Below are 12391 nucleotides of genomic sequence, written 5' to 3' on the forward strand. Positions count from 1 at the left end.
AATCCCGACAATCCCCTAAATGCCAGAGACCCTTGTGGACAAATGAATCTCTTCAATTTATAATGATTTTATTAGGACACTAGTGAAACGAAATGACAATTAATCCCCTTGAAGACTTTCAAGTAAAAGAATTAATAGAAAATAATTTCGGTGCAAAAGCAGACAAAAACATTGTGTCTTTGTTTATTGAGAAAGCAGGAGGGAATCCGCTGTATGCTGAACAGCTGAGCATGTATCTTTTGGAAAAGAATCTTGTTGAAAACAATGAAGGTGTCCTGTCGTTGAAAACTCAAATTAATGAACTGCCGCCGGATATATATTCAATCGTCGGGGCAAGACTCGACAGATTACCTTCTGAAATTAAAGAAATAACTGTTATAGCGTCTGTTGTAGGCCAGGAGTTTGAGAAATATTTACTTGACGAAATGAAAAAAAATGCAATTAAAGGAGCCGCTGAGTATTTTGACGGTTCAGCTCCGCGGTCATTTGTTGATTTAAACATAAGTCACGCAATTGAATTGAATATAAATGAGAAGGTTTGGAACACCTTGTCTGCTTCTGTCCTCGCTTTTGTTCATTCAATATACAGGGAAACAATTTACAATATGCATTTGAAAAGGAAAGTTCGCATTTTACACAGTTATTTGGGAGATATACTTGTTCAATTTTTCAACGAAGATAATTCAAAATTTTCTGACATAGCTTATCAGTATGAGTTGGCTGAAAAGTACGATCTTTCAATATCTTACTACAAAAAAGCGTTCGATTTTTCTATGAAAAAAATCAAACTCGATAGAGCCCTTTCTTATGGAGAAAAAATTGTAAGTCTTTGTGACATGTATTGTTCAGACAAACCTGAAAAAAGATGTATGTCTTATTTCGATTTTGGAGTTTGTCTGATGGAAACGGGCGATTATGACAAAGCGCTCGAATATTTAAACAAAGTATTAACTTTTCTGTATAATAACAAAAATGCCGGAGGGATTGATGTATCGAAAACATTGAAATACATGGGAAATATCTATCTGCATAAAGGTGAGTATGATAAAGCTTACGAATTCTATGAAAAATCACTTAAATTGAAAGAAGGAACAGAGGAAAACTCTGACGTCTCAGAAGTTTATTCGTCAATGGGCGAAATATACTGTAAAAAAGCTGAGTATGAAAAAGCGGAAATTTACACAAAAAAAGCTCTTGAAATAAAAAAGATTGTATTCGGAGAAAAAAATTCAACCGTAGCCGATTCTCTCGATTCACTGGGTCTTATTTTTCAAAACAAGGGAAATTATGAAGCGGCTCTTGAATGTTACCAAAAAAGTCTGAAAATGAGGACAGAACTTTTTGGTGAAGATTACTACGATGCGGCTTATTCCTACAACAATTTGGGTTGTTTTTACAGCGAAACAGGTGAATACAAAACTTCTTTCGAATATTTCAATAAAGCGGTAAAAATTACAGAAAACTTTTTAGGAGAAAAGCATCCTGTCGTTGCCAGCCTTTACAACAACATAGGAGGTTGCTGTATAAATTTAGGAGAAATCATTGACGCTCAATATTTCCTTGAAAAGTCACTGACTATTCGTCTGACAATAAACGGAGAAAATCATCCCGATACGGCGATATGCCGTTCAAACCTGGGTCATGTTTATTACATGATGGAAAATTTAGATTTATCTCTGAATTATTTTGATAAAGCATTAAAGACAATGGAAATGTTTTACGGAGAAAAGCATCCGTTTATAGCGGTCGTTCATGCAAACATAGGCAAATCACTGGAAAAGAAAGGAGATCTCGAAAAAGCGCTGGAATGTAATAAAAAATCACTCGAAATAAATGTAAACAATTTTGGAGAAGAGCATATTTCTGTTGCTAAAAATTACGGAGGGATAGGAAGGGTTCTTTTCAGGTCAGAAGATTGGATGGAATCCATAGATTGTTGCGAAAAAGCGATCAACATTATTGAGAATAATATAAATAAAGCACATCCTTTGCTAATTGAATACTGCAGGATTGCTTCCGAGTGTTATAAAAATCTGGGAAAAATGGAAGAATCTGAATTTTTTTATAAAAAAATGATTGGCATTGAAGAGCTTGTAAAAAAAGGGAATAATAGTCTAAAAAAGTGAGGTCAAAATGATGGAAATTTTTAGCTTTCTCCTTTTATTCAACATTTTCAATCTTACCGGAGAAATAATGTCAGAAAACAACGGCACGGACAGAATTATTGATGAAATAAAAGTCGTCGAAATAGTCACAGAAAAAGGAAACATAATTATTGAATTGTATTGTTCAAAGGCTCCTGTCACTGTTGAGAATTTCCTTAAGTACGCCGAAGACGGATTTTATGATGGTTTGATTTTTCACAGAGTTGTAAAGGGATTTGTCGTCCAAGGCGGTGGTTTTCTTCCGGGTCTCGTTCACAAAGAACCGACATATGATCCTATTATAAACGAAGCCGCAAATTCAAAATTGAGCAACATCAGGGGAACCGTGGCAATGGCAAGGACGTCGGACCCGAATTCTGCGACTTCCCAGTTTTTTATTAACACATGCGACAACGACAGGCTGGACTGGGACAAGTGCGCAGACGGATACGGATACTGTGTTTTCGGCAAGGTAACAGAAGGAATGGACATTGTCGACGAGATAGAAAAAACAAGGGTAAAAACTGTGGGACAATTTGAAAATGTTCCTGTAGAAGATATAATAATTGAAAAAATTTTATTACACTAGAAAGGGAGGCATTTATGAATAAAGAAAAATATTCTGAAATCCTAAAAATGGCCATCAGTAATGAAATTGAAGCCTACGATTTTTACAACGGAGTCAGCGGTAAAGTAAAAGACGGATCCTTGAAATCAATATTCTCCGAGCTCGCTCAGGAAGAAAAAAAGCACAGGCAGATTTTAGAGGGATATTTTAACAATCCTTCAAAGCCTCTTGTTTTTAAAGAAACCGCTGACTACAAAGTTTCGGAATCTGTTGAATTGCCTGAGCTGACCATGGACATGCAGCCAAGTTCAGCCATAGCCCTTGCCATGAAGAAAGAAGAAGAAGCGAAAAATCTCTACGAAAAACTTGCCACAGCCAGTAAAGACGATGATCAAGCCAAGACATTCAATGAATTGGCGAACATGGAGAGAGAGCATAAAAGTAAATTGGAGGATGTTTATACGTCCATGGCGTACCCTGAAGTCTGGTGAGAGATATCACCTTAGTTTGAAAAAAATTTATATTTTTATTAGGGGGAATCGTGAGGATAATAAATATTTCTCCTGAATATGAAAATCTCTATTTTTGCTGTCTCGAAGACTGGTCGCAGGAAATGGCCGAGGCGGGTGATCACAAAAAGAAGTGGTTTGATCAAATGAAAGAAAAAGGCTTGAGGGTGAAATTGGCGCAGGACGAATCCGGAGAAATAGGTGGAATGATCCAGTACATTCCAATTGAAAACTCGATGTTTAGCGGCGAAAAATTGTACGCAGTATTGTGCATTTGGGTTCACGGTCACAAAAAAGGAAGGGGAAATTTTCAAAAAAAGGGGATGGGAAAATCTCTTTTGAAAGCTGCGGAAGAAGACGCCAAGAATCTCGGTGCGAAAGGAATGACCGCTTGGGGTATCATTTTGCCTTTTTTTATGAAAGCGTCCTGGTTCAAAAAACAAGGATATAAAACTGTCGACAAAAACGGTTTGATGAGACTTCTTTTGAAAAAATTCGACGATTCCGCAGAATCTCCTAAATTCATTAAACCGATAAAGAAACCCGAAAAAGGGAAAGAAAAAGTAGACGTCACAATATTCAAGAACGGATGGTGCCCCGCTTTCAACATCTGCCACGAAAGGATTTTGAGAGCGATTAAAGATTTTCCGGACAGTGTTCAAATTACCGAATATGACGGCCTGGAAAAACGAACCGTAAATGAGTGGGGAATTTCGGAAGGAATTTTCATTGACGGAAAAGAGTTGAGAACAGGACCTCCGACTTCCTATGATAAGATAAGAAGAAAGATTGAAAACAAAGTCAAAAAGCACAGAGTAAAATAACGTGACAGATCCGGGTGAAGTTTTAAGTAAGATCTCCGGAAAAAGAATTTTAGATGTTGCGGCAGGTTCCGGCGGCAATATTTATCATCTAATCAACTCTCTGAAAAGTTATGAAGAAATAATTGGCGTTGATCTTGAAAATCCAGAAAGCATAAAAACGCCGGATCAGGAAAACATCATCAACAAAAACAATATCAGCTATTTACAAATGGATGCGCATGATCTGGTGTTTGATGACGAGAGTTTCGACATTGTTTCTATCGGGAAATCTCTTCATCATTTGGATTTTCCTGTCAAAGTCTTATCCCAGATGTTCCGTGTGTTGAAAAAAGACGGATACGCTCTGCTCAGTGAAGGGATAGGTCTCCGGTGTGCTCCTGTTTTGCTGGCAGTATGTGAGAAATGATATTATTTATGTATTAAGAAGGTGGAATTATGAAAAAGGTCGGAATAATTATTTGTGCACGCTATTTATCCTGTGGTGGGGGAAAATGCCTAAGGGCGATGAGGGAACGTGTAGGCGGCTTCTCCTGCTATCCGAAGGACGAAGAGCTTCAACTCGTCGGATTTGCCAACTGCGGAGGATGCCCTGGAGGCAACGTGGAATACGTGCCCGAGGAAATGATAAAGAACGGCGTAGATGTAATTCATCTGGCGACAGGCCTTGTTGTTGGATATCCGCCTTGTCCGAGAATGAATTTATTCAAGGAATACATAGAAAAAAAGTTCAACATTCCGGTTGTCATTGGAACCCACCCGATACCAATGAAATATTTTGAAACACACAGGAAACTGTCGTTCTGGAAGAACATGGAATATTCAATAAAGCACCTGTTGGAGGAAGATGACAAAATAATGTCTGATTATAACTGATCGGTAAGTTTTATTCATGAAAAGATATTTACCTTTATTGTTTTCTCTCGGTCTTTTTTTTATTGCTGTATCTGCGATATTTCTGGTTTCAATAAAAGTCAACAACGACAATTTTATTTATGCCCTGGATGATCCTTATATTCACATGGCCATGGCTAAAAATTTATCTCAATACAGCGTCTGGGGAGTTGATAAAACTGATTTTACTTCGTCCTCATCTTCACCCCTGTGGACTTTGTTGATAACCTTTTGTTTTGTCGTGTTTGGCGTAAATGAATTGTCGCCGTTTTTGTTAAATTTGTTCTTCTCCGTAATACTAATTTTGACAATCAATTTTTTTATAATTAAAAATAGAGGGGACTGGCGTTATAATTCATTGATTTTGACTTCTGTAGTCTTTTTCACTCCTCTTTATTCTCTGGTGTTTACGGGTTTGGAACACGTTCTTCATATATTGCTGATTACACTTCTTTTGTTTGTCTCAAAAAAAGTCTTGGTTGAAAATAAAAATGTAATGCGGATTATTCCTATAACGATTTTAGCGGTTGCAACGAGGTATGAAAGCCTGTTCATTATTTTTGTTTTAAGCCTTATACTTCTTGTGAAAAAAAGATATTTGAGTGCTGTTATCTTGCTTATAATCTCAATTTTACCAATTATTGTTTACGGTCTGGTATCAATGGGCATGGGTTGGAGTTTTTTTCCAAATCCCGTGCATCTTAAGGGCAATTTTTCAGGAATGTCGTTCAATGAATTTTCAAAGCTTTTCAACAGACTGATAGAACAATCTATATTAACGCCTCATCTAATGGTTTTATTTTTATCAGCTCTGATCTTTTTGTTATTGGCTAAAAAGGTAAAATACTGTGGAAATTCAATTTTATTGACTGTCTTTGTGTTGACAACAGTTATTCATTTGATTTTTGCCCGTGTCGGTTGGTTTTTCAGATATGAAGCTTACCTTGTTATCATGGGTATTTTAGCTTTGTCCTTAGTTATTTATGAACTTTTTCCTGTGATTCGCAAAACCTGGACAAAAACATCCGGGTTTCAAAAAGCGGTTGTTTTTTTGTCAATCGCAGTGTTTCTTATTCCTCTTGTAAGAAGAGCATGTTTAGGTTTGAATAGAACACATAGAGCCTCGAAAAACATTTACGAACAGCAATATCAGATGGGTCTTTTTGTTAAAGAATTTTATTCAGGTGAAACCGTATTATTAAACGATATTGGGGCAGTATGTTTTCTTTCTGATATAAAATGCGTAGATGTATGGGGAATGGCAAATTATGAAGTTATGTGCCTTAAAAACAAAGGGATTTATTGTACGGATGATTTTGAAAGGCTTGCCAATGAAAATGACGGTAAAATAGCTGTTGTGTATGTGGACTGGTTGGATTTTTTTGGGGGAGTCCCTGATAAATGGATTAAAGTTGGTAAGTGGAGGATAAAAGACAATATTGTCGCGGCGAGAGAAGAAGTTGATTTTTTTGCCTTTGATTCACAAGAAGCTGTAAGACTGAAAAATTATTTAGCGCTTTATAAAAAAAATCTGCCAGAAGATGTCGATCAGACTTTATATTAGATATGCTGGGACATTGAATTGCGCACTGATAAAGAAATAAACAAGCATGGGTTATGAACATCTTTTTGGTCCTGTTCCTTCGAGGCGTTTGAAAATGTCTTTGGGAATTGATCTGGTTCCGAGAAAATTCTGTTCCCTGGACTGCGTGTATTGCGAAGTCGGAAAAACAACTTTTTTGACAACAGAAAGAAAAGAATATTATCCGGTTGAGAAGATACAAAAAGAACTTGAACGCTATTTTACCGACAGCCCTGATCCCGATTACCTGACTTTTTCCGGACAAATAAAAATAACTTTGTTGGACAAAAATTTGTTTTATTCAACAATTGACGGGAACGGCAGAAAATAACTAAGAAAAGCCGATTGACAGTTTCAATAAAGAGCCGTGGACGCAATCAATTTGTTTACGATTTTAGGTGTTGCCGGGTGAAAAGCCTGTTGAAATCCTGTTGAAGAAAATGTGGAAATTATTTTACATGTTCATTATTTTTTCAGTTAAAAAACATAATGAAGACTAATTATCTGTTTCACGACGAAATTTATAAAAAAATTAAAGAAAAAGGTGGTCATTCCTGGGGCGGAGAAGATGAGTTTCGGAAAGCCGTGAGAATTCTAGAAAAAGAAATTCCAAAATTGTCGGAAAAATCAAAAATTTTAGAAATTGGTTCAGGTAACGGTGTTGTTTCGTTTTGGCTCGCGGAAAAAGGATATAAAACCTATGGGATAGACATATCTCCGACGGCGATTGGATGGGCGAAAGAATTGTCAGTTCAAAGAAAAATAATTACTGAATTCAAAGTCGGTTCGGTTACTGAACTTTATAAGCATTATGATGAAAATTCTTTTGATTTTGTCGTTGATGGCTACTGTCTTCACTGCATTATCGGGGATGACAGAAATAAATTACTTTCCGGAGTATACAGATGCCTTAAACCTAGCGGGAAATTTTTGGTTCAGACAATGTGCAACGATCCGAAAGAGGAAAGTTCTCTGGCTTTTTTTGATAAAGACACCCGATGTGTAATTAAAGACGGAATTGCCGGCAGATATTACGGTTCACCTGAAAAAATTAAAGAAGAATTGGTTAATACAGGATTTTGTATAGTTTGTTCTCGCATTGAAAGATTAAACCAGGATACTCTTTTTGTTCTTTGTCAAAAATAAAATTTTTACAGATGTCTGTTAGATTTTAATAATTTTTAATTTGATGATACAAATCAATAAAAAAGAAAAGGGTAGTAACTGTTTATCAAGACATAAAAGTGACGGAGCTTGACTTATTTTGGATTTTGTTAGAATTATATGCTTATTATTTTGTTTAAATCATTAAAGGAGGTTTAAATTGTTCGAAGAAAAATTGTTTGTTGACGGAATTGAAATGGATGTTGTCCCGAGGAATAACTGGATTCCGAGTCCCAAATTCAAGGGCGTTAAAATGATAAATGTTTTAACCGGAAAAGACACAAATGATCTTATGAGTTTTCATATCGTCGAAATTGAACCGGGTCACGAAATAGGAGATCATATTCATGAGGGAAAGACAGAACTGCATGAAATTTTGGAAGGAAATGGCACAGCTGAAGTAAACGGCAAAGAAATAGAATACTCTCCGGGAGTTGTCTCGTTTATTTTAGCCGACACAAACCATAAAATTCTAGCAGGGGATAAAGGACTTGTGCTTTCAGCTAAATTCACACCTGCTTTATGCTGATTTATAGTTATTTTTTCAGCGCAACTCTTTTTTTGTTTGATTCAAATGCAATGTTCTGGAAAATATAAAATCTGTCAATGTGGACAACAGAGAAACGGTTTGCATAAATTATATAAGTATGCGTCTTAATCCTGTTTATCATATTATGAGAATGGTTGATAAAAAGTTGATAAAATGAATTTGTTAAAAATTCATAGATTTATCAACTATTTTAAGTATTTAAAGAATAGTGAAATATGACATTAACCTGGAATGGAATTTTTCTATTAAAAAGAAAATTTGAAAAATCAAAAACGTTTGTGAAAAAAACAACCATGCGATAATATTATTTATATGTAGCAAGACAGCTATTATTAAACATTGGTTTATTATAGTCTATGAATTAGGCAATAACGACCGGCGTTCTGAGAAAAGGGGACAGTGTTTATTTTGTTTTTGTATAACAAAGATATGAAAATCAACAAACTTCTAAAGAATCAACAGGAAAAGTAATGTTATATATTTTTTGCGGACCCTCTTGTTCAGGAAAATCGTCGGCCGCAAGCGCCGTAAGACGAAAATTAAACGCTCAGATATATAGTGGTAAAGATTATTTGTCTCTGGCGAATGAAGAGAATATGGCGTGGTCTGAGTTCAAAAAAATATTAAACATGTCTTTAATGCCACGCTGTAATGTGATTTATATCATTACAGAGAAAGACAAGCTCAATGAATTAAGACAGTGGAAAAATGTGAAAATATGCAGATTTGAAGCTGAATTGAATATACTTGAAGATCGTTTTGCAAAAAGAACAAGCGGAAAATTACCGCAGTTAATTTCTGACATGTTAAAAAAACAAACAACGGTTTGGATGAATGAACCCGCTGACCTAGTTATTGACACTTCAAAATGCTCTGAAGCGTTTGTTTTAGAAAAATTAGAAAAATTTGTAAATTTTTGATTTGCTACTTGATAAATATTTTATTTTTATAATAAACCGATTAATTTCAATATTTCATTGCCTATTTCAATAGCAACCGGATTGTCAATGTTTAATAAAACTATAACTGTGTAACCGTTTTTGATATCTCTTGCATAAAAAGAGGAAACTCCTATAGCTCCGCCTGCCGATCTTGAAAGATTTTGTTGAATCAAAGGATCACCAATTTGTCCTTGGAATCTATTTAGCATAAAATTTGAATATTCTGAGCCCAAAAGTTTATGTGAGCGGAAAACGTTATCGAACTTCAGAATATCCTCAACCGTCGAATATCCTCCGCCGGCCGGAGTTCCCCTCGGTGATAAAATATACGTATTCTCCCATCGCCAACTTAAACCAGTGGAATCGCAGGGATGATGATTAGTATAACCTATAGCCAGGTTTTCTACCGGTCCGTCTCTGTCGTAAGAATCCGTGTTGCTCATTTCTGCGGGTTTGTAGATGTATTCGCGTATGTATTCGAAATAATCTAATCCGCTGACTTTTTCAATTATTGATCCTGCAACTTCGAAACCAATGTTGGAATGCTGAACGCTTGATCCGGGTTCGAAATCAAGTGGAATGTCTTTAATGAATTGCATGTATTGTGAAACAGTGCGCAATTCGTCTTTGTGCTGTAAATAATACTCGTTGTTCCAATAATCACCCCAACCGGATTCCATTGTCAATAAATGTCTTACAGTTACGTTTGCTGATATGTCCTTTGGAAAAAAAGTCAGAAATTTGCCCAGAGGATCGTCTATGCTGATTTCTCCTTTTTTAATTATTTGTAGAATCGCAACGGAAGTAAAAAGCTTGTTCAAAGAACCCAGATTAAATTTTGTGTCAATTCTATTGGGTGCGAAAAATCTTTTATCAGACATTCCAGCGGATAATAATAATAATTGATCACCGTTTTTAGCTATCAAAACGGATCCGGAAAATCTGTTTAACGATTCCTGGTCTGCTAAAAATGTTTTTATTCGTTCAATTGCTTGCGATTCATCCGTTGAATAGGATATCTTTGAATTAGAAGCGAGGGGTAAAGCAATATAAGGTTCAATTCTCATAGAAGATATGTTATTGGGGGACTTCTGTTCCAATGAAATCGAAATTTTAAATTTCTCTCCTTTGGACAAAGAGCGTATAACGAAAGAAATTTCAAAAGAATCGGACAATTCTACTGAAGTTAATTCAAATGGGGAAGCCATGTTTTTGACTTGTTGTAACAATACGCCTCTTGAATTTACTGGAATGGCTTTTTTAAATCCGTCTGTACAATTATGTTCAATAAATTCATTTGGAGAAGTTGAAACCGTGCCGTTTAAAACAGCAATGAGTGAGCCGGCTTTTGAGCCTGCCAAGGTGTCAGGAAAAGTCATGGCTGAAAATTATCTTGTGAAAGAGAAAATGATAAAAACGACAAAATTGAAACACCCTTTTTCATGTCCCATCCTCCCTTTTTCAATTTCTTTTATTTTATCATTTTTATTATAATCATACAATTTTTATTTGCAAATATAATTATTTATGTAAAACGAATCATTAGTTAAGATTTGACGAAGTAAAAGGGTTGTAATACTATTAATCATCTTGTCGAGAGATATCAAACTATGCCGATCAGTGAAAAAACAATAAAAATCCTGCTTAAATATCAAAAAAACGAAATCACCGAACATAACATATATCTTAAACTTGCAAAGCGTGAAAAATCCCCGGAAAACAGAAAAGTCTTCGAAGAAATTTCGGCTGATGAGCTCCGACACTATAATCAATGGCGTGAATATACGAAAAAAGATGTTTCACCGGACAGAAGAAGGATATTCTTTTTCTTTGTTATAAGCCGCCTGTTTGGTTTGACTTTCGGTGTAAAGCTGATGGAACGAGGAGAAGAGAGCGCTCAAACCAAGTATAAAAAACTTATAGATGAAATCCCTGGAGCCGGAATAATCGCTGAAGAAGAGGACAGGCACGAAAATGCTCTGTTGCAACTTTTGGATGAAGAGAGACTCAGGTACACAGGTTCGATGGTACTTGGTTTGAACGACGCTCTGGTAGAACTGACGGGAGCTCTCGCCGGATTCACATTCGCGCTGAGAAACACTAAACTTGTAGCCCTGACGGGTGCCATAACAGGCTTTGCCGCGGCTCTTTCTATGGCAGCTTCAGAGTATCTTTCTAAAAAATCGGATGAAACGGATAAAAATCCTTTCAAGGCATCTCTTTACACAGGATCTGCCTACATCATTACCGTTGTTTTGCTTATCGCGCCGTTTCTTTTACTTAATAATATTTTTATCTGTCTGGCAACAACTCTAATAACGGCAATCGCAATAATTGCCGTTTTCAATTATTATATCTCTGTCGCAAAAGATCAGAAATTCAAAAATCGTTTCATTGAAATGGCAGGCTTAAGTGTAGGCGTAGCTGTTGTAAGTTTTTTCATTGGATACTTACTGCGGGCATTCATAGGAGTAGATCCGTGAAAAAACATCAAATCAAATGTTTATACTGGTCCTGGTTAAATTAATTTGTGTTTTTTATCGGTTTATTTCAATAAAAAACCAGATCGAAACAGTTGATATAAAAAAAGGAAGTGATTCATGAAAAGAAATTTTGTTATTTTTTTCTCGGTAATATTACCGGCGTTTTCATTTGGTCTGAATATTGACGAAACATTTGATGAAATATTTGAGTATTGCGGACAAAATACGTTTGAAGAATACAGATGCGAACAATACATAGTTTTAGCCCAATATGTACAGTCTCTCGGGAATAACGAGGCAATTGCGGCTCTCAGAGAATATGCCGCAGCAAACGAGGAAAGCGAGAAAATCATCATTTTGACAAGAATGTTGTTTAAACCAAAAGACAACACTTCGTTGAGAAGACCTTTAATCGGAGGGGCAATCTTTTTCGGTAACACCGATTATGAGGACTGGCCCAGCGAACCCATAGAAATAATAAACGGCGTTCCTTTTTTGATAACCATGGGATATTGTCTGGGTGGAAGTCCGGAAACTTCTTTACAGTATCTTGAGTACTGCGCGGAAAACGGAGAATGGAATGAATACAGTTATTCCCTGAAAACAGAAGAAGAAATGTCAGAAGCTCTGAACATTCTGCTGAGCAGTCCAAAATGGAACGAACCTCTGTCGGAGTCCGAAGTTCTGTTTTTTGAAAATCAAATTGTGATCGAATAGCCGGATGTTGAATTTCAG

14 protein-coding genes are annotated in these 12391 nt (G+C 36.0%); 13 read left to right on the plus strand and 1 reads right to left on the minus strand.

Annotation, left to right across the window (positions count from 1 at the left end; translation table 11 throughout):
- Positions 1-92 precede the first annotated feature (92 nt).
- From JXL83_06825 to JXL83_06875, 11 genes are all read left to right on the plus strand, one after another.
- Complete coding sequence (locus JXL83_06825) at positions 93-2126, plus strand: tetratricopeptide repeat protein (protein MBN2363827.1); 2034 nt, start codon at positions 93-95, stop codon at positions 2124-2126.
- Between the two features lie 10 nt (positions 2127-2136).
- Positions 2137-2733, plus strand: coding sequence for a peptidylprolyl isomerase (locus tag JXL83_06830; GenBank protein MBN2363828.1), 597 nt, complete (start codon positions 2137-2139; stop codon positions 2731-2733).
- Between the two features lie 14 nt (positions 2734-2747).
- Complete coding sequence (locus tag JXL83_06835; protein ID MBN2363829.1) at positions 2748-3203, plus strand: ferritin family protein; 456 nt, start codon at positions 2748-2750, stop codon at positions 3201-3203.
- Between the two features lie 50 nt (positions 3204-3253).
- Positions 3254-4045, plus strand: coding sequence for a GNAT family N-acetyltransferase (locus tag JXL83_06840; protein ID MBN2363830.1), 792 nt, complete (start codon positions 3254-3256; stop codon positions 4043-4045).
- Between the two features lies 1 nt (position 4046).
- A complete protein-coding gene (locus JXL83_06845; protein MBN2363831.1) occupies positions 4047-4451 on the plus strand; it encodes a class I SAM-dependent methyltransferase in 405 nt (134 codons plus the stop codon).
- Between the two features lie 29 nt (positions 4452-4480).
- Complete coding sequence (locus JXL83_06850; GenBank protein MBN2363832.1) at positions 4481-4918, plus strand: CGGC domain-containing protein; 438 nt, start codon at positions 4481-4483, stop codon at positions 4916-4918.
- A gap of 151 nt (positions 4919-5069) precedes the next feature.
- A complete protein-coding gene (locus tag JXL83_06855) occupies positions 5070-6500 on the plus strand; it encodes a hypothetical protein (GenBank protein ID MBN2363833.1) in 1431 nt (476 codons plus the stop codon).
- A gap of 46 nt (positions 6501-6546) precedes the next feature.
- Positions 6547-6849, plus strand: a complete 303-nt coding sequence (locus JXL83_06860) for a hypothetical protein (protein ID MBN2363834.1) — start codon at positions 6547-6549, stop codon at positions 6847-6849.
- Positions 6850-7007: 158 nt separating this feature from the next.
- The gene (locus JXL83_06865) at positions 7008-7664 is read left to right on the plus strand and encodes a methyltransferase domain-containing protein (GenBank protein ID MBN2363835.1); all 657 of its coding nucleotides are present in this window, start codon (positions 7008-7010) and stop codon (positions 7662-7664) included.
- A 178-nt stretch (positions 7665-7842) separates the two neighbouring features.
- Positions 7843-8211, plus strand: a complete 369-nt coding sequence (locus JXL83_06870) for a cupin domain-containing protein (protein MBN2363836.1) — start codon at positions 7843-7845, stop codon at positions 8209-8211.
- A 491-nt stretch (positions 8212-8702) separates the two neighbouring features.
- Positions 8703-9152 (plus strand): hypothetical protein, encoded by a 450-nt coding sequence (locus tag JXL83_06875; protein ID MBN2363837.1) that lies wholly within the window; start codon positions 8703-8705, stop codon positions 9150-9152.
- 26 nt (positions 9153-9178) lie between these two features.
- On the opposite strand, the gene JXL83_06880 is transcribed toward JXL83_06875, so the two are convergent.
- Complete coding sequence (locus JXL83_06880; protein MBN2363838.1) at positions 9179-10552, minus strand: beta-lactamase family protein; 1374 nt, start codon at positions 10550-10552, stop codon at positions 9179-9181.
- A 231-nt stretch (positions 10553-10783) separates the two neighbouring features.
- Between JXL83_06880 and JXL83_06885 the strand changes: the two genes are divergently transcribed.
- Positions 10784-11656, plus strand: coding sequence for a VIT1/CCC1 transporter family protein (locus JXL83_06885; GenBank protein ID MBN2363839.1), 873 nt, complete (start codon positions 10784-10786; stop codon positions 11654-11656).
- Positions 11657-11773: 117 nt separating this feature from the next.
- The gene (locus JXL83_06890) at positions 11774-12373 is read left to right on the plus strand and encodes a hypothetical protein (protein MBN2363840.1); all 600 of its coding nucleotides are present in this window, start codon (positions 11774-11776) and stop codon (positions 12371-12373) included.
- The last annotated feature ends 18 nt before the right edge of the window (positions 12374-12391 follow it).

The sequence above is a fragment of the candidate division WOR-3 bacterium genome, from assembly GCA_016934535.1.
GTDB lineage: Bacteria > SDB-A > SDB-A > SDB-A > SDB-A > JAFGIG01.

Coding starts and splice junctions, on each gene's coding strand:
- JXL83_06825 (MBN2363827.1), top strand. CDS start 93: ATGACAATTAATCCCCTTGAAGACTTTCAAGTAAAAGAATTAATAGAA.
- JXL83_06830 (MBN2363828.1), top strand. CDS start 2,137: ATGGAAATTTTTAGCTTTCTCCTTTTATTCAACATTTTCAATCTTACC.
- JXL83_06835 (MBN2363829.1), top strand. CDS start 2,748: ATGAATAAAGAAAAATATTCTGAAATCCTAAAAATGGCCATCAGTAAT.
- JXL83_06850 (MBN2363832.1), top strand. CDS start 4,481: ATGAAAAAGGTCGGAATAATTATTTGTGCACGCTATTTATCCTGTGGT.
- JXL83_06855 (MBN2363833.1), top strand. CDS start 5,070: ATGGCTAAAAATTTATCTCAATACAGCGTCTGGGGAGTTGATAAAACT.
- JXL83_06860 (MBN2363834.1), top strand. CDS start 6,547: ATGGGTTATGAACATCTTTTTGGTCCTGTTCCTTCGAGGCGTTTGAAA.
- JXL83_06865 (MBN2363835.1), top strand. CDS start 7,008: ATGAAGACTAATTATCTGTTTCACGACGAAATTTATAAAAAAATTAAA.
- JXL83_06875 (MBN2363837.1), top strand. CDS start 8,703: ATGTTATATATTTTTTGCGGACCCTCTTGTTCAGGAAAATCGTCGGCC.
- JXL83_06880 (MBN2363838.1), bottom strand. CDS start 10,552: ATGACTTTTCCTGACACCTTGGCAGGCTCAAAAGCCGGCTCACTCATT.
- JXL83_06885 (MBN2363839.1), top strand. CDS start 10,784: ATGCCGATCAGTGAAAAAACAATAAAAATCCTGCTTAAATATCAAAAA.
- JXL83_06890 (MBN2363840.1), top strand. CDS start 11,774: ATGAAAAGAAATTTTGTTATTTTTTTCTCGGTAATATTACCGGCGTTT.